A 17181-nucleotide genomic window follows, 5' to 3' on the forward strand; every position below is an offset into this window, starting at 1 on the left:
CATCGCGGTCCCCGGCCCCACGGACCGTGCCGGCGCCAACTTCATCGCGGGCCGGATCGTGGCCCAGGTGATCCTCCGACCGCTCCCGTCCGGCACCCCCAACGTCGCGCTGCTCTTCGGCTACCGCGACCCGCAGCACTACCGATATGTGCGCTTCTTCCCAAGCGCCACGGAGATCGGCCAGGTCGGGACGATCGACGGCCAGTCTCCGCCGCTGCGCCGGCAACTGACCCACGCCCTGCCCGTCGGTCTGCCGCAGTTCGTGCGGATCGACGTGCGCCCTGGCGGCACCGTGCAAGTCTTCGCCGGAGGCGTTCCCCTCGGCGCGCTGACGTTCCCGGCCGCAGTCGCCGGCCACGCTGGCGTCATGACACGCAATGCCCAGGCCGTCGTGGACAACTTCCGGCTCTGGACGCGAACTATTCTCAACTAATCGGCGTTGGGAGGCGAGGAAGGCGGGATGGCGCCCAAGCGAAATCTGCGATTCGGCGTCGCGCTGGCGGCAATCATCGCGAGCCTTTCTCTCATTGTTCCACATGAGGCCGCGGCGACCGGCGGCATTTCGGGGCGGGTCACGGGGCCAAATGGGGAGCCGCTGGCGGGGGTCGAGGTGCAGGCGTTCTTACTCCTCCTGCGCCCTTGGGCGCCGGGCATGTTCCTGACAATCCCTGACCGGCGCGGGCTTGTCGCATGGACGCAGACCGCGGCTGACGGGAGCTATGAACTTGCCGGGCTCCCCGCAACTCTGCAGTACTGGTGCACCCACTGGGGTGGCCACTACTACCTATTGTTCTCGCCACCTCGAGGCACCGGCTTTCCTCCGAGGGTTCTCCGTGGGCTGCGCGGCCAACCCTCACGGATGCTGCTGGTGGAAGATGGGAAGACGCTGACCGGCTTCGATGTCCGGCTTGGGCCTCCCGCGAGCATTGGTGGCACCGTGACCGGTCCCGACGGCGCGCCTCTGGCAGACGCCTGGGTCGGAGCTGACATCTTCACACAGAGAGATTCGGCCAGGGTCTTGCGCTGGCGCACAACGACTGACGGCTTGGGCCGCTTCGTTCTCACCAACCTGGAGGATGAGCCGAATTACGTCAAGGTGGATGCGCCCGGGCCGCCGGTCTGGGCGGTGTTTTATCCCGGAGGCAGCGAACCGGTACCCATCCGTCCCATCCTCGGCGCCAGATCCTCGGGATACGACATCGCGATCCCGACGCCGGGGATGCTGCAGGTCAATCCTCCTTCGGGGCAGGACTACACGGCGTGGAGCTTCTCGACCGGATTCGACGAGCTCAGCTGGGAGTACTACTGGCCCTCTCCCACCTACCTGCCGCCGGGGGACTACCGCATAGGGCTCGGCATGTCGTGGCGCTGGTCCGACAATACGTATTATCCGGGGACGTTCCAGTGGGATGAAGCATCTCCGGTCACGGTAAAGTCCGGTGAGCTGACCAGCATCACCCTGGCCCCAACCGCGCCAGGTATTGCGAACGGAACGGTGGTCGACAGCACGGGAGCGCCCGTGGATGGTGTCACCGTGAGCCTGTCGGAAGACGAGTTGTGCGGCCCAGCCGCGGTGACGCAAACCGGCTCCGACGGGGTCTTCACTATCTCGTCGCGCGACGACCGAAAGATCTTCTTCAGCAAGGAAGGCTACGCGCCGGTGTGGTTCAACGACAAAGTCGACAGGGCGTCGGCGGACGTCGTCCGGTTCCGCAGCGGCGAGACCGTCTCCCTGCCACCCGTCGTTCTCGCGAGTCTCGGCGCACCCGGGAGCATTGCTGGACGAGTAACGACGGCGGGCTCGCCGGGTGCCGGGGCGAGGGTCGAGGTCTGGGCCTCCCCGGCGGGTGCAACCGCCCTGCGGACCATCACGCCCGATGCCGACGGAAACTACGTGACGGGCGGGCTGCCGCCGGGAGCGTACGTCCTGCGGTTCCTGGACACGACGCCGGGGAGCCTCTTCGGCGACAAGTGGTACCCGGAGGCCGTATCGTCACAGACGGCCACGCCGGTCCTCGTCGAACCCGGACTTCAGATCGGGAATATCGATGCCGATCTCGGCGCGAAGGGGAGCATCTCGGGCACTATGACGCAGGACCATCAACGTCTTCTCATATGGGCGCAGGCCTGTCTCACCGACGCGCTGGGCAATGTGCTGCGGTGCGTCTACACGTCCCTGGATGACACGTATAGCTTCGAAGCAGTGGCCCCGGGCTCATACCTGCTGGCACTGGACGCTGTACAGGCCTACTCGTGGGGGAGATGGTATCCGAACGAGGCCTCGATGGCGACGGCGACGCCAATCGTCGTGGCGCCGGGACAAGCCCTGGCGGGGATGGACATAGACTTCCCGCCGCTGGGCCGCATCGAGGGACAACTGAGTGTCAGCAACGGGACGCAATGCGGCCAGATGGCTCTTGTCGATGGGGACGCAGACGTCGTCCGTCGGTTCGCCCCGGGCTACCGACCGGGTCCCTTCTTCTTCGATGTGCCGCCGGGCCGATATCGACTCTTGTCCACAAGCGTTGATACGTACTACAGTCCCATCTACCCGCAGTGGTACCCCGGAAAGACCTTGGCCTCGGAGGCCCAGGTCATCGAGGTTCTTCCCGGGCAAACCGTCTCCGGCATCGACGTGATGCTGGAGGACTACGGACACAACCGTCCGCCGTCGTTGACGCAACCGGACGACATCGCCGCGACCGAAGGCATGGAGTTCGCTCTCACGCTCGCGGCCACCGATCCCGAAGGCGATCTACTTACGTTCGGCGCCGAGAACCTCCCGTCCGGCGCCACGTTCGACCCCTATTCCGGCGAATTCCGATGGACGCCGACATGCACACAGGCGGGGACATATCCGGCCATCCGCTTTGCCGTGACGGATCATGGCAGGAACAATGGCAGCGAGGCGCTTTCTGCTCAGGTGACCGTGCCCGTGAGCGTCGCCGCCCGCGATTGCGCGCCCGTGCTCGACCCGATCGGGAACCGCACGGTAATCGTCGGCGAGACGCTGACCCTCCACATCACCGCGTCCAATCCGGAAGGAGGCGCACTCGTCCTGGACGCCACCGGCCTGCCGCCGGGGGCGACGTTCAATCCGGCCGACGCGACCTTCTCCTGGACGCCGGGCGCAACGCAGCGCGGCGTCTACACCGTGACCTTCGCCGCCGTCTCCACGCTCGACACCTCCCTGCGCGACGAGGAGACGGTCACGATCAGCGCCGTTGGCCCACTGCTCTTCAGCGACGACTTCGAGCACCTCGACGGGGCGGACCCCGACTGGGCCAGGCTCTCCGGCTTCTGGGCCGTGCGCGACCACACGTTGCGCTCCAGCCCCCTAGGAATCGCCATCGCCGTGGCCGGCCCCACGGACTTCGCCGGAACACACTTCCTCGCGGGCCGGATCGCGGCCCAGGTGACGCTCCAACCTCTCGCCTCCGGCACCCCCAACGTCGCGCTGCTCTTCGCTTACCGCGACCCGCAGCACTACCGCTACGTGCGCTTCTACCCAAGCGCCACGGAGATCGGCCAGGTCGGAATGATCGACGGTCAGGCGCCGCCGCTGCCCCGACGACTGGCCCGCGCGCTGCCCGTCGATCTCCCGCAGTTCGTCCGGATCGACGTGCGTCCGGGCGGCGCGGTGCAGGTCTTCGCCGGCGGCACGCCCCTCGGCGGGCTGCAGTTCTCCGCCGCCGTCCCCGGCCGCGTCGGCGTCATGACGCGCAATGCGCAGGGCGTCCTCGACAACTTCCGGCTCTGGGCGCGGACCGTCCTGAACTGAATCTGTTCCGCTGCGCCGCCGGCCCGCGGGACAATGGCCGTTTCCCAGGACCCCGTGCGAACGCCCGGCCGCCCCTGCAAGCCCGGTCGAGTGCGCCGAATTGACACCTGCGACTCCTTACCTATACTCCTATGGTAAGGAGACAAGACGGAGGTATGCAATGATCGCCACGGTAACGACAAAGGGACAGGTCACGATCCCCAAGAGCATCCGCGATCGGCTGCGAATCAAGGCCAACGATCGCATTGACTTCGCCATCGAGGAGGGACGAGCCGTCCTCGTGCCGGTGCGCACCCTCAAGGACCTGCGGGGCGCCGTTCCGGCCAAGGCGGGCTTTTCCTCCGACCGTGAGCGCCGGAGCGCCAAGGCAGCGGCCGGGAAGCGGGTCCGCGCCGAGCTGGCATGAAGAAGGCCTTTCTCGACACCAACATCCTCATCCGCTACCTGACGAACGACGACCCAGCAAAGGCCGAGCGGGTTTCACGCCTGCTCGAGGAGGCTGCCGCAGGTCGCCTCGTGCTGGTCACCGCCGAGATCGTGGTGGCGGAGATGGTCTGGGTCCTCGAGTCGTCGTACGGCCTCGGGACCGCGGAGATCGCGCCCCTGGTCAGGGGCATCCTCGCCACGCCCGGCCTCGAGGTCGTCAACGGCGACCTCGTGACCCGCGCGCTCGAACTCTACGAAGGGTGCAATGTCGATTTCGTCGACGGGTACATCGCCGCCCTCATGGAGAAGCGCCGCATCGGCGATCTCTATTCCTTCGACAAGAAGCACGCATCGCGATTCCGGTCCGTGCGAAGAAGGGAGCCGTGACGGCCCTCGCCCGCGCCGCGCGGGCGCCACGCGTCACTCGTACAGCCGCATGATCCGCTGCAGGTAGGTGCGGAGCGTCTCGTCCGTGCGCGGGTCCATCTCCACGATCTCCACGCCGATCCCGGGCGTGCTGTCGACGGCCGGGGCGTCCTCCGGCCGCAGGACGTAGGCCACGCGGCAGGTGATCGGGAGCACCGTGGCCAGGTCCGGGATCACCAGCTCGACGCGCACCTGCGTGCCAAGCTCGAAGGGCTCGGTGGTGGCGATGAACATGCCGCCCTGGCTGATGTTCTCCGTGTAGTCCTTCAGGAACTGCTGGCGGTGGTAGTAGCGCACCTCGAGGCGGACCTCCATGCGCGGGTAGGTGCGCTGGACCTTCGAGGCGGCGAGCGCCGAGAAGAAGTCGACGTAGGCCTTCGGGGGCGAGGAGAGGAGCACGCCTATCCCGGGTTTGACGATCGCCGCCAGCCGCGCCGGCACCTGCAGCCCCCAGCGCACGACGCCGCCCATCTCGATTGCCGCCGCACCGACGGGCAGCATGCGAATGAGCAGGCGCGTGCCGGGCGTGTGCAGGCGCGTCGCCGAGATGAACATCCCTTCCGAGGAGATGTTCAGCGCGTAGCCGTCAGCGTCCGGCTTCTCGCGGCCGTAGAGCAGCCGCACCCGCGTGAAGATGCGGTTCGACAGCCGCCTGTTCGTTCTCTGCACGTCGATCCCCCCCCGGAGGTCGTGCGCCGACACGGCGCGCCGCCTTGATTACAGCCGAAGGGCGCACGGGAAGTCAACCCCGCGGCGCCCGTTGGTCGGCGCGACCGCGCTCAGTGCGCCGCGTCCGGGCGGGGCGGGGCCTCGGCGCGCTGCATCAGCGCGACCAGGATCAGCACGAACAGCAGCATGACGGCGGTGATGGTGAAGGTGTCGTTGAAAGCCAGCGCGCGCGCCTGCCGCACGAGCTGGCCGTAGATCAGGCCGTCGGCGCCGGCCGGCGACAGCCCCTGCGCCGCGAGCGCCGCTCCCGCCTTCGCCTTCGCCAGCGCGTACGCCGGGTCGAACGGCGTCATGTGCTCGGCCAGGCGCGCGTGGTGGAACTGCGTCCGCCGCGCCAGGTACGTGGTCACGAAGGCGATGCCGACGCTGCCGCCCATGTTGCGCAGCAGGTTGTACATCGAGGTCGCCTGCCCGAGCTTCTCGCGCGGGATGTGCGAGAGCGTCAGCGTCGTCAGCGGGATGAACGAGAAGCCCATGCCGAGACCGAGCGTCACCCGCGGCCAGACGAAGGTCCAGAAGTCGGCCTGCAGGTTGAAGTGCGCCATGGTCCAGGTCGTGTACGAGCAGATCAGGATGCCGACGGCCAGGATCCGCTTCGGGTTGACCTTCTGCACGAGCTTGCCGACGACCGGCATCGTCAGCAGCGTCATCGCGCCGCCGGGGCCAAGCACCATGCCGGCGTCGTAGGCGCTGTAGCCCATCAGGCTCTGGACGTAGATCGGCAGCAGCACGATGCTCCCGAAGAGGTTGAAGAAGAGGCAGAACATGACCAGGCATCCCGTCGCGAAGGTCCGGTCCTTGAAGAGGCGCAGGTTCACGATCGGCTGGGCGTCGGTCAGCTCGTTCACGACCAGGAACGCCAGGGCGAAGGCCGACACCAGCGCGAAGCCGATGATCAGCTCGGAGTTGAACCAGTCCTCCTGCTGGCCGCGATCGAGCACGAGCTGCAGGGCGCCGAGCCCGAGCGCCAGGAAGACGAGGCCGAGGTAGTCGATGCGCATGCGCGTGCGCTGCATCCACGGCGGGTCCTGGATGACGAGCAGGTTCATGAGCACCGCGAACGCGCCGAGCGGGATGTTGATGTAGAAGATCCAGCGCCAGGACCAGTTGTCGGTGATCCAGCCGCCCATGATCGGCCCGAGGATCGGCCCGACCATCGCGCCGACGCCGAAGATCGCCATCGCCATGCCGTGCTGCTTGGGCGGGAAGGCCTCGAGGAGGATCGACTGGCTCACCGGCACCAGGCCGCCGCCGGCCATCCCCTGGAGCACCCGGAAGAAGATCAGGCTCGGCAGGCTCCAGGCCGAGCCGCAGAGAAACGAGCTGACCGTGAAGACGATGATCGAGCCGACCTGGTAGTTCTTGCGCCCGAAGAGCCGGCTGAGCCAGCCGGACATCGGGATGACGATCGCGTTGGCGACGAGGTAGGCGTTGATCGCCCAGGTCGCCTCCTCGATGCCGGCCGAGAGCGAGCCGCGGATGTGATCGAGCGAGACGTTGACGATCGAGGTGTCGATGATCTCGATCAGCGTCGGCAGCATCACGGTGAACGCGATGAGCCATTTGTTCCGCGGACCGTGAGGGGACATCCCCTATGCTCTCCCCCGGCGGCCGCCCTCGAGCGTCCCGCCGGCGGCGGTCAGTCCTCGTTCAGGATCGTCGGCTCGACCGACATGCCGACGCGCAGGAGGTCCGCGCCGGGCTGCTTCGGGTCGAGGACGATCTTGACCGGGATGCGCTGCACGACCTTGACGTAGTTGCCGCTGGCGTTCTCCGGCGGGAAGAGCGAGAAGGCGGCGCCGGTCCCGGCCATGATGCTGTCGACCCGCCCGGTGAACTCGCGGCCGGGAAGCGCGTCGACGCGCAGGCGGGCCCGCTGGCCGGGCCGGATCGAGTGCAGCTGCGTCTCCTTGTAGTTCGCCACCACGTAGAGGTCCGCGAGCGAGACCACCGCCATCAGCGGCTGGCCCGCCTGGACCTGGTTGCCGACCTCGACGGACTTCCTCGTCACGTAGCCGTCGGCCGGCGCGGCGATCTTCGTGTAGCCCAGGTTCAGCTGCGCCAGCTCGACCTGCACGTCGCGCCCGCGCACCTGCTCCGCGTGCGTGCCCCGCGCCGCCAGCGTCTGCGCCAGCGCGTCCTTCTCGACCTCGACCGCGGCGCGCGCCTGCGCCACGGCCGTCTTGTGGTTGGCGAGCACCACCTCGGCCTGCCGCTGCTGCTCCTGGGCGGCGGCGAGCGCCGCCCGCGCGCTCTCGGCCGCCGTCCGCGCCTTGTCGTAGCGGTCCTGGGGCGCGACCTTCTTCGCGAGCAGGTTCTCGGCGCGCCCGAGGTCGAGCTGCGCCTGCTCGAGCTGCGCCTCGCGGGCCCGCACGTCGGCCTGGCGCACGGCCACCGCGGCCTCCAGCTCGGCGCGCTGCGCGACCACGCGCGCGAGCGCGGCCTCCGCCGCCTTGATGCGCGAGCGCGCCCCGGCCGCCTGCGCCTCGATCTCGGCGCCCTTGGCCGTCTCGACCTGCCGCGCGGTCTCGGCCTCCTTGAGCCTCGTGCCGGCCATGTCCGGATCGATCTCGACGATGACCTCCCCGGCCCGCACGCGCTGGTTGTTGTCGGGCACCACCCGCGTCACCGTGCCCGCGATGCGCGGGGCGACGGTGTAGATGGTCCCCTGGACGTACGCGTCGTCCGTGGCGATGTGCGTGTGCGTGTAGCGCTGGTAGGCGGCCCGGCCCGCCAGGACGCCCACGCCGACGACCGCGATCACCGCAAACCCGATCATGCGGCGCCTGCTCGCCGGCGCGGGCGGCGGCGCCGGCGACCCCTGCGGCGCCTGCGAGGACTCACTCATGGACGACCTCCCTCCCCCGGCGCGCGCGGCGCGCCCCACGTCGCCACCAGGTCCCTGCCCGTGGCGAAGTCCAGCAGCGCCTGGGCGCCGGTCACGTCGTATCGCGCGTCGAGCTGGTTGAGCTCGGCGGTGGTCACGAGGCCGACCGCGTCGAGGACGTCCGTCGACGTCCCGACCCCCTCGCCGTAGCGCAGGCGCTGCAGGCGCAGGTTCTCCTTGGCCTGCTCCACCGCCTTGCCGGTGACCGCGACCCGCGAGCGCGCCGTCCCGAGCGAGAGCCACGCGTCCTGCACCTCGAGGCGCACCCGGTCGAGGAGCTGCTCGCGCGCGCGCTCGAGCACCCGCAGCTCCAGCTCCTTCTGGCGCAGCTTCTCGCGGGTCAGGCCGCCCGCGTAGAGGTTCATCTGCACACCCGCGCCGACGGCCCAGTTCCCCTCGTGCACCTGGTACTCGTTCTGCGTGAAGTCGTAGCCGCCGGAGAGGAACACGAGCGGGTAGTACTCCGAGCGCACCGCGGTGCGGCCCGCCTCCACCGCGGCGACGCGGGTCCCGAGCTGGCGCAGCTCGATCCGCGCGCCCGCGGCCGCGGCCAGCGCCTCCTCCAGGCCGGGCGCCGCTTCCCCGGGGGCGACCGCGATCTCCTCGGGCTCCACCGCCTGCCCCAGCGGGCGCAGCAGCAGCGTGTTCACCCGCGCCGCGGCGAGCGCCTGCTGGTTCTCGGCCTGCAGACGCTTCTGCACGGCGTCGGCCAGGCGCACCTCGGCCGCGAGCACGTCGATCTCCGTGACGGTGCCCGCGGCGAGCATCGCCTGCGCGTCGCCGCGGTGCACCTCGAAACGCGAGACCTCCTCCTGCTGCACGGCGAGCAGCCGCTGCGCGCGCAGGAGCCGCACGTACGCCAGGATGAACTCCAGCGCGCCGCGGTTGCGCGCGAGCGCCGTGTCGAAGCGCGTGCCCTCGGCGGCGCTGGCCGCGGCGCGGACGGTGGCGGCCGTCCTGCCGAAGTCGTAGACCTGCTGGCGCACCTGGAGGGCGTAGGCGTGGAAATCCTTGTCGGCGGTCGGGACCTGGTTCGGCCCGAAGATCGCGGCGGGCTGGTCCGCGAGGAAGGTCTGGCTGGCGGTGAGGTCCACGCTCGGCCGCCACGCCGTGGCCGCCTGGACCGGCGCGGACGCCGCCACCTGCTCCTCCGCCAGGGCGATCGCCACCTCGCGTCCGGAGCGGTCGACGATCGCCAGCCCTTCGGCGAGAGACAGGGCGCGCGCTCCGGCGGCCGGCAGTGCCAGCAGCGCGAAGCCCACGGCGCCCCACGCCATCTTCCTGCGCGCCCGGGTTGCGGACCGGTGCGCCTCTGCGGTCGTCTGCTCCATCGCGATCTCCTCGTGCCCCTCTTTGCCAACCGCCATGCTCAGATAGCCGTCACGCCGTGTCAAGTGGAGCCATCCGTCGTCTGCCGGGCGCCGCGACCGCTCGCGCCGGCTCAGCGCCCGACGAGGCGCTCCCCGAGGACCCGCTGGTTCCCGTCCGCGTCGATCGCCACGACCCGCAGGAGGCGCGGGCAGGGCGCGTCGAAGAGCGCCGCGGGAAGCGCCGTTGAGAAGCCCGCGAAGGGGCAGGCGCCGTACCGCGGGTACTGGGCGCAGACGTCCGGCCGCCGGCGGTCCACCGTGACGCGCGCCCGCTCGACGCCGTCCACGATGAGCGCCACTCGGTCGATTGCCCCTGTGTCCAGCGCCCAGCCCTGGACCGTCACGGGCATGCCGGCGGCGCTCGCCGTCGCGCCGGCCGCAGGCACCTCGAGAGCACCGAACGGGGCCCGCCGCTTCAGCAGGCTCGAGAAGGCCTGGCGCAGGGCCGGTTCGGCGCCGAGCCCCAGGTAGGAGATGCCCCGCACCCTGCCGCCCGCGGGCAGCGCGAAGACGAGCCGCGGCCGCACGTTCCTGAACCGCGTCCTCCCGCCGTCGTCCCGCCAGACGATGAACTCCCGCGTCCCCGCGTCCATCGCGAGGCCGACGCCGTAGTCGCCCGCCGCGTTCTGCCACGTCACCCACGGCTCCGGCGAGAGGAAGTCCCCGGTCAACATGCCCTTCCCGCCCGGTCTGTCGGCGTCCACCTGCCGCCCGCCGCCGTCCATGAGTCGCGAGAGACCGGGACCGTTGGGACGATCGTCGACGTAGAGGGTCGGGAACTCCTGCAGGCTCGGCGGGTGGCCGACGGCCTCGTCGTTCGTGACCTCGTAGGCGATCTCGACGATGCGCTCGGCCACGAACCTCAGCGTCGTCCGGTACCTGACGCCGACCGGGCGCGGCCGCGTCAGCCCGCAGGGCGTGGTGCTGCAGTCCCGCGCGTCCCAGTCCGGGTTCCACTGCAGCGGCTGCGCGACGATCTCGAACGCGTCGCCGGCGAGTCGCGACGAGAGGGCGCGCGAGCCGCGCCCGCACTCGTCGCCGCCCTGCACCGGGTTCCAGCCGAGGAACGTGATGGCGCCCTCGCAGGCGGACGGCCGCTCGATGCACCCGGCGTCCCAGGCGCACCCCTGGCGCTGGCGCGCGCGGTCGTAAAGGGCGATCTGCAGCCCGCGCCCGGTGTCGTGCGTGTCGATGACGTTCGAGCGTGGATCGGCGCCGAGGCCGAAGAAGACGACCGCGCCGCCCCACTCCCGGCGCGCCCCGACGCGGACCTTGCCCGAGGGCCCCGCCAGGAAGAGGTCGGTGAAGCGGTCGCCGCGCACCTCGGTGAACGCCGCCGGGCCGAGGGACGGCAGACGCATGTCGAACGGGTCGACGTCGGGCGCCGGGGCCACGGCCGCGCACCGCTCGCCCTCGGCGCCGCCGCGCGGCGCGGCGGCACAGGCCGTGAGCGCGAGGACGACGGCCGGGACCAGCGTGAGCCGCAGCGCGCGCCCCATCGCCACCCCCGGCCGCGCCGGCCTTCCCCTAGTACCGGTAGTGCGCCGACTTGTACGGGCCGGCCTTCGGCACGCCGATGTACGCGGCCTGCTCGTCGGTGAGCTTCGTGAGCCTCGCGCCGATCTTCTTCAGGTGCAGCCGCGCGACCTTCTCGTCGAGGTGCTTGGGCAGCACGTACACCTGCTTCTCGTACTTGGCCGCGTTCGTGAAGAGCTCGATCTGGGCGATCGTCTGGTTGCTGAAGGAGGCGGACATCACGAACGAGGGGTGGCCCGTGGCGCAGCCGAGGTTCACGAGGCGCCCCTTGGCAAGCACGATGAGCTTCTTGCCGTCCGGGAAGACCACGTGGTCCACCTGCGGCTTGATCTCCTCCCAGCGGTACTTCTCGATCGAGGCGATGTCGATCTCGGAGTCGAAATGACCGATGTTGCAGACGATGGCCTCGTTCTTCATGCGGCGCATGTGCTCGTGGGAGACCACGCGCAGGTTGCCGGTGCAGGTGACGAAGATGTCGCCGACCGCCGCCGCGTCCTCCATGGTCACGACGCGGTAGCCCTCCATCGCCGCCTGCAGGGCGCAGATCGGGTCGATCTCGGTGACCCAGACCGTGGCGCCCAGGCCCCGGAAGGCCTGCGCGCACCCCTTGCCGACGTCGCCGTAGCCGAGCACGACGCAGATCTTGCCGGCGATCATCACATCGGTGGCGCGCTTGATGCCGTCGACGAGCGACTCGCGGCAGCCGTAGAGGTTGTCGAACTTGCTCTTGGTCACCGAGTCGTTGACGTTGATCGCCGGGAAGCGCAGCCGCCCCTCCTCGGCCATCTGGTAGAGCCGGTGCACGCCGGTGGTCGTCTCCTCGGTCACGCCCTTGATCTGCGCGATGCGCGTCGAGTACCAGCCGAGCTGGTTCTTCAGGCGCCTGCGGATCGAGGCGAAGAGCACGCGCTCCTCCTCGTTCGTCGGCTTCGCGACCACCCGCGGGTCGGCCTCGGCGCGGGCGCCCAGGTGCAGCAGCAGCGTGGCGTCGCCGCCGTCGTCGAGGATCATGTTCGCGTACCGCCCGTCGGGCCACTCGAAGATGCGGTGGGTGTACTCCCAGTACTCCTCGAGGCTCTCGCCCTTCTTCGCGAAGACCGCCGTGCCGCCGGCGGCGATCGCCGCCGCGGCGTGGTCCTGCGTCGAGAAGATGTTGCACGAGGCCCAGCGCACCTCGGCGCCGAGGGCCTTGAGCGTCTCGATGAGCACCGCGGTCTGGATCGTCATGTGCAGCGAACCGGCGATCCGCGCGCCCTTGAGCGGCCTCTTCGCCGCGTTCTCCTCGCGCACGGCCATGAGGCCCGGCATCTCGACCTCGGCGATCGCGATCTCCTTGCGGCCCCACTCGGCCAGCGAGAGGTCGGCGACCGCGCAGTCGGTGAAGTGCTTCGCCTTGCTCCTCGGGGCGTTCTTCTTCCTGTTCACAGCGCGCACGTCCCACTCCTTCCGTTGCGTCCGGGGGGATGCGCTTCGCTCACCTGCGGCATCCCGCAACCGGCACGGGTTAGGTGAGCGCGGTTTTCATCTTGTCGAGCCTGGCGGAGGCATCCGTTGCAGCGCTCCTCGACCGACAAAGGATACCGCGCTGCGCCTCATGACGCAACCCACCGCCGGCTTTCCGGGGGTGACAGCGGCGTCAGCCGCGCCAGAGGGGCGCAGCCCCCTAGGGAAGCGCCGGCCAAGTGGCGCCGTGCCGCGAGCCTCATCGCCCGGCGCTGAGTCCCCAGGCAACGAGGTCCGGGGATGCCGCCACGGCCGCCGGCGGGCCGTCCGCGACGATGCGCCCCTCGTGCAGCACCGCGACGCGGTCGGCGACCCGGAAGATCTCGTCGAGGTGATGGGAGACGACGATCACCGTGCGGCCGGCGCGGCGCGCGAGCCCGGCGAGCAACTCCATGGCGCGGCGGCGACCCGCCGGATCGAGGCCCGCCCCCGGCTCATCCAGCACGAGGCACGGCGTCTCGAGCGCCAGGACGCCGGCCAGCGCGGCGAGGCGCTTCTCGCCCCAGGTCAGAGCGAACGGTGAGCGGTCGCCGTGCTCGACGGGATCGAGGCCGGCTGCCTCGAGCGCCGCGCGCACGCGGCCGGGAATCGCATCCGCGGGCACCCCCGCGAACTGCGGGCCGGCGGCGACGTCCTCGGCGACCGACTCGGCGAAGAGCTGCTTCTCGGGGAACTGGAAGAGCAGGCCGACCTCGCGGTGGAGCAGCTCGCGCAGCCTCGTGCCCGGCTCGAGGAGGCGGTCCCCGACGCGCACGCGGCCGCGCTGCGGCGTCAGCAGCCCGTTGAGGTGCTGCACGAGCGTGGTCTTGCCGCAGCCGTTCGCGCCGACGATCCCGAGCAGCTCGCCGGGGCGCGCGGCGAGGCCGACGCCGCGCAGGACGGGGCGCTCGCGCGGCGTGCCGCGGTCGTAGGCGAAGTGCAGGTCGGAGACCTCCACGAGGGGCCGGACGCCGTCGTCCGACGCGTTCCCCGGCGAAGGGGCGACGCACCTCGCGGGCGGCAGGAGTCCCCACTGCGCGAGCGCCTCGACACCCCGGGGCAGGTCCGCGGGCGCGCCCTCCCACGCCACCGCGCCCTTGTGCAGGACGACGATCCGCGTGCCGCGGGCGGCGTCCTCCACCTCGCTCGTCAGGAAGACCGTCGCCGCCCCGGGACCGCGCCCGCGCGCGAGCAGCCGGTCGACCTCGGCCCGCGCCTGCGCGTCCAGGAGCGTCAGGGGTTCGTCGAGGACGAGCAGCGGCGGCGCGGCGATCAGCACCGACGCGATGGCCAGGAGCTGCTTCTGGCCGCCGGAGAGGCGCGCCGGGTGCGCGTCGGCATGCCCGGCGAGCCCGATCTCGGCGAGCATCGCGCCGACGTCGCGGTCGATCGAGCCCCAGTCGCGCCCGAGGTTCTCGAGCACGACGCCCATCTCCTCGCGCACCAGCGGCGTCGAGAAGCAGTCCTCGGGGTTCTGGGTGACGAGCCCGACCGGCAGCGTCGGCGGCCCCGTCGCGGCGGGCGCCTCACGCCGAATCTCGCCCGCCGCCGGCGCCGCCGCGTCCGCGAGCAGCAGCGCGAGCGTGCTCTTGCCGGCGCCGTTGGCGCCGAGGACGACGAGGGTCTCGCCGGGGCGCACGTCGAGCGAGAGATCGCGCAGCGCCGGCCTCGCGCCGCCTCCCGGCAGGGGGTAGGAGAAGGAGACGTCCCGGAATGATACGGGCGAGACGCCACTCACGTTCTACGTCCCTGACACGTGTCCAACGGGGGTGACAGCGGCGTCAGCCGCGCCAGAGGGGGCGGAGCCCCCATGGAGGCGCGCGCTGACGGGTCGGTCATTCATGACGCGTGGGCGCGCGCCGGAGGTCCGCAGCGGCAGGACCCCGACGATCAGCACGGGACCCTGCCGCAGCGAGATGTCTTCCTACAGGCCCGCGGCCTTCTTCAGCTCCGCCGCCTTGTCCGTCTTCTCCCACGTGAACTCCGGCTCCGGCCGCCCGAAGTGCCCGAACGCGGCGGTCTTGCGGTAGATCGGCCGCAGCAGGTCCAGGTGCTTGATGATGCCCTTGGGCTTCAACGGGAACACCTGCGGAATGAGGGCGCGGATCTTCAGCGGGTCGACCTTGTGCGTGTCGAAGGTGTCGACGAAGATCGAGACCGGGTCGGGGACGCCGATCGCGTAGGCGAGCTGGACCTCGACCTTGTCGCAGAGCCCCGCCGCGACGATGTTCTTGGCGATGTAGCGGCCCATGTAGGAGGCCGAGCGGTCGACCTTGCTCGGGTCCTTGCCCGAGAAGCAGCCGCCGCCGTGGCTCCCCTGCCCGCCGTAGGTGTCGACGATGATCTTGCGGCCGGTCAGGCCGGTGTCGCCGTGCGGTCCGCCGATCACGAAGCGCCCGGTGGGGTTGACGTGATAGGTGATGTGCTCCTCGTCCAGCAGCCCGGCGGGGATCACCGGCTTGATCACGTGCTCGATCATGTCCTCGCGGATCTTCTTGAGCGTCACGTCGGCGTCGTGCTGCGTCGAGATGACGACGGTGTCGACGCGCACCGGCTTGCTGCCGCGGTACTCGATGGTCACCTGGCTCTTGCCGTCCGGGCGCAGGTAGCGCAGCAGGTTGCTGCGGCGGCACTCGGACAGCCGCTTGACGAGCTTGTGCGCGAGCAGGATCGGCATCGGCATCAGCTCGGGGGTCTCGTTCGTCGCGAAACCGAACATCAGCCCCTGGTCGCCGGCGCCCTGCTCGTGGTCCCGGTCCTCGTTGACGCCCATTGCGATGTCCGGCGACTGCCCCTGGATCGCGTTGAGCACGCCGCAGGTCTCGTAGTCGAAGCCGTAGGCGGCGTCCGTGTAGCCGATCTCCCGGATCGTGTCGCGAACGATCTTCGGGACGTCGACGTAGGTCTTCGTCGTGATCTCGCCGGCGACGAAGGCGAGGCCGGTGGTGACGATGGTCTCGCAGGCCACGCGGCCGTAGGGGTCCTCGGCGAGGATCGCGTCGAGCACCGCGTCCGAGATCTGGTCGGCGATCTTGTCGGGGTGCCCCTCGGTCACCGACTCCGACGTGAACAGGTACTGCTTCTCTTTCATGACGTTCCTCCGTGTACCGCGTCCGCCGGCTGCCTGCGTCTCGGGGGCGCCCTCGGCCGGCTTCCTTCCGCTCTTCCCGCCTGGCATCGATATCCTCCGTAAACGGTTGCTTGTATCACACAACCCGCTGATCTTCAAGGAACATTCGCCGCGCGGGGTGCGGCCGGGAGGGGCGCTAGACAGGCCCGCGGAGGATCGGCGCGGGCGCCCGGGCGGGCAGCTCCGGCGCCGGGGCCGCGCGCTCCGCCACGCACGCCCGCAGCGCCCCGTCGCCGAGGCGCTCGAGCAGCTCGCCGAAGCGCTCGCCGGGGGCGACGCTGCGCAGGAACACGTCCAGGCAGCACTCCGCGGCGGCGAGCACGCCCTCCCGCGCGAACAGCCCGGGCAGCTCGACCGCAAGGCGCGGGTGCCGCCCGAGTCTGCCCCCGACCTGGATCCGCCAGCCGCGCCGCCCCACCTGCAGGGTGCCGCTCAGGCAGACGCGCGTGCACGCACCGCAGCGCACGCACCGGGACGGGTCGAGGATCGGCAGCAGACCGGGGTGCATGATGGCGCCCTCGCGGCAGGCGTGCACGCAGGCCAGGCACTGGTGGCAGACCTCGGCCGTCTGCCGCGGCTCGGCGGCGCCGATGACGCCGAGGTCCGCGATCTGGGGCCGCGAGCAGGCGTTCGGGCAGTCCGCGACCGCCACCGTGAACTCGTGGCGACGCTTGAGCTTCCCGCCGACGATCGCGCGCAGTCCCGCCCCGAAGTCGCGGGCACGAAAGAGCGCGTCGAGGTCCGCCGCCAGCGCATCGTCGGGCGCCGCGCGGTTGGCGCACCCCTCGCGCGGCCCCTTGCAGGTCTCGATCCGCCAGCCTCGGAGATCGTCCACTAGAAGGTCAGGCCCTCTCGTTCCATGAGCATCTCGCCGAGGAACGAGCCGGGTTTCACCGTCGCCCCGAAAGCGAGGTTCGCGGGGTCGAGCCCGGCGGGCTTGACGCACGAGGCGCAGACATAGACCTTCACGCCGAAGTCCTCGACCAGCGTCTTGAGCAGGGAGTGCACGGGCGAGAACCCGCCCGGCTTCTGCCGCGCGGCGAGCGCCTCCGCAGCGCCCGGCTTGGCAAGGACCGCCGCCTCGTCCATGAGGAAGATGTCGAGGACGGCGTCGTTGGCCTTCATGTTGGTCGCCAGCTGCAGCGCGCCGGCGGGCAGGTCCGGCCGGCTCTCGGCGGCCGTGAGAATGAACACGAATGATTTGGGGCTCATGTCGACACGGCTCCTTCCGGTTGTTATTGCTGTTTCGATGCCGGCGACGGTGCGACGTTTCCCCGGCGGCGCCCGGCCGCCTCAGGGCTCCGCGCCGCCGAGCCCCTTCGCGAAGCGGCCAGTCCTAGCGCGCGGGCGGCTTGCCCTTGCGGCCGCGGGCCGTGCCCCGCCCGCCGCCGCCCTCCTGCGGCGGACGCGGCTT

Annotated in this window: 14 protein-coding genes and 1 riboswitch; of the genes, 4 read left to right on the forward strand and 10 right to left on the reverse strand. The window is 70.6% G+C overall.

Annotated features, from left to right (window positions below):
• From VI078_02505 to VI078_02520, 4 genes are all read left to right on the forward strand, one after another.
• On the forward strand, positions 1-433 hold a 433-nt coding region (locus VI078_02505; GenBank protein ID HEY5998154.1), incomplete at its 5' end, for a hypothetical protein.
• A 27-nt stretch (positions 434-460) separates the two neighbouring features.
• Positions 461-3781 carry a carboxypeptidase regulatory-like domain-containing protein gene (locus VI078_02510; GenBank protein ID HEY5998155.1) on the forward strand — a complete coding sequence of 1107 codons (3321 nt, stop codon included), beginning with the start codon at positions 461-463 and terminating at the stop codon, positions 3779-3781.
• A 160-nt stretch (positions 3782-3941) separates the two neighbouring features.
• Entirely contained in the window at positions 3942-4187 is a 246-nt protein-coding gene (locus VI078_02515) for an AbrB/MazE/SpoVT family DNA-binding domain-containing protein (protein ID HEY5998156.1), read from the forward strand.
• Positions 4184-4594 (forward strand): type II toxin-antitoxin system VapC family toxin, encoded by a 411-nt coding sequence (locus VI078_02520; protein ID HEY5998157.1) that lies wholly within the window; start codon positions 4184-4186, stop codon positions 4592-4594. The genes VI078_02515 and VI078_02520 overlap by 4 nt, the downstream gene beginning before the upstream one ends.
• Before the next feature lie 33 nt (positions 4595-4627).
• Here the strand turns inward: VI078_02520 and VI078_02525 are convergent, their stop codons facing one another.
• The 10 genes from VI078_02525 to VI078_02570 form a co-directional block, all read right to left on the reverse strand.
• A complete protein-coding gene (locus VI078_02525) occupies positions 4628-5335 on the reverse strand; it encodes a TIGR02266 family protein (protein HEY5998158.1) in 708 nt (235 codons plus the stop codon).
• 77 nt (positions 5336-5412) lie between these two features.
• Entirely contained in the window at positions 5413-6951 is a 1539-nt protein-coding gene (locus VI078_02530; GenBank protein ID HEY5998159.1) for a DHA2 family efflux MFS transporter permease subunit, read from the reverse strand.
• A gap of 50 nt (positions 6952-7001) precedes the next feature.
• On the reverse strand, positions 7002-8210 hold the full coding sequence (locus tag VI078_02535) for an HlyD family secretion protein (GenBank protein ID HEY5998160.1): 1209 nt from the start codon (positions 8208-8210) through the stop codon (positions 7002-7004).
• On the reverse strand, positions 8207-9616 hold the full coding sequence (locus tag VI078_02540; protein HEY5998161.1) for a TolC family protein: 1410 nt from the start codon (positions 9614-9616) through the stop codon (positions 8207-8209). The genes VI078_02535 and VI078_02540 overlap by 4 nt, the downstream gene beginning before the upstream one ends.
• A gap of 74 nt (positions 9617-9690) precedes the next feature.
• Entirely contained in the window at positions 9691-11124 is a 1434-nt protein-coding gene (locus tag VI078_02545; GenBank protein ID HEY5998162.1) for a hypothetical protein, read from the reverse strand.
• Between the two features lie 22 nt (positions 11125-11146).
• A complete protein-coding gene (ahcY, locus tag VI078_02550; protein ID HEY5998163.1) occupies positions 11147-12580 on the reverse strand; it encodes an adenosylhomocysteinase in 1434 nt (477 codons plus the stop codon).
• Positions 12581-12658: 78 nt separating this feature from the next.
• Positions 12659-12726: riboswitch (S-adenosyl-L-homocysteine riboswitch) on the reverse strand.
• Positions 12727-12857: 131 nt separating this feature from the next.
• Positions 12858-14375 carry an ATP-binding cassette domain-containing protein gene (locus VI078_02555; GenBank protein HEY5998164.1) on the reverse strand — a complete coding sequence of 506 codons (1518 nt, stop codon included), beginning with the start codon at positions 14373-14375 and terminating at the stop codon, positions 12858-12860.
• Between the two features lie 186 nt (positions 14376-14561).
• Positions 14562-15728, reverse strand: a complete 1167-nt coding sequence (gene metK / locus VI078_02560; GenBank protein ID HEY5998165.1) for a methionine adenosyltransferase — start codon at positions 15726-15728, stop codon at positions 14562-14564.
• A gap of 175 nt (positions 15729-15903) precedes the next feature.
• Positions 15904-16602, reverse strand: coding sequence for a 4Fe-4S binding protein (locus tag VI078_02565; protein HEY5998166.1), 699 nt, complete (start codon positions 16600-16602; stop codon positions 15904-15906).
• Complete coding sequence (locus tag VI078_02570; protein HEY5998167.1) at positions 16602-16979, reverse strand: DsrE family protein; 378 nt, start codon at positions 16977-16979, stop codon at positions 16602-16604. Before VI078_02570 ends, VI078_02565 begins: the two co-directional genes overlap by 1 nt.
• Positions 16980-17181: the final 202 nt, after the last annotated feature.

This window comes from bacterium, from assembly GCA_036524115.1.
Classification (GTDB): domain Bacteria; phylum JAUVQV01; class JAUVQV01; order JAUVQV01; family DATDCY01; genus DATDCY01.

Excerpts from the sequence above, each read along its gene's own strand:
- VI078_02540 (HEY5998161.1), bottom strand. The coding sequence starts at position 9,616 with ATGGCGGTTGGCAAAGAGGGGCACGAGGAGATCGCGATGGAGCAGACG.
- VI078_02520 (HEY5998157.1), top strand. The coding sequence starts at position 4,184 with ATGAAGAAGGCCTTTCTCGACACCAACATCCTCATCCGCTACCTGACG.
- VI078_02515 (HEY5998156.1), top strand. The coding sequence starts at position 3,942 with ATGATCGCCACGGTAACGACAAAGGGACAGGTCACGATCCCCAAGAGC.
- VI078_02530 (HEY5998159.1), bottom strand. The coding sequence starts at position 6,951 with ATGTCCCCTCACGGTCCGCGGAACAAATGGCTCATCGCGTTCACCGTG.
- VI078_02535 (HEY5998160.1), bottom strand. The coding sequence starts at position 8,210 with ATGAGTGAGTCCTCGCAGGCGCCGCAGGGGTCGCCGGCGCCGCCGCCC.
- VI078_02510 (HEY5998155.1), top strand. The coding sequence starts at position 461 with ATGGCGCCCAAGCGAAATCTGCGATTCGGCGTCGCGCTGGCGGCAATC.
- metK (HEY5998165.1), bottom strand. The coding sequence starts at position 15,728 with ATGAAAGAGAAGCAGTACCTGTTCACGTCGGAGTCGGTGACCGAGGGG.
- VI078_02570 (HEY5998167.1), bottom strand. The coding sequence starts at position 16,979 with ATGAGCCCCAAATCATTCGTGTTCATTCTCACGGCCGCCGAGAGCCGG.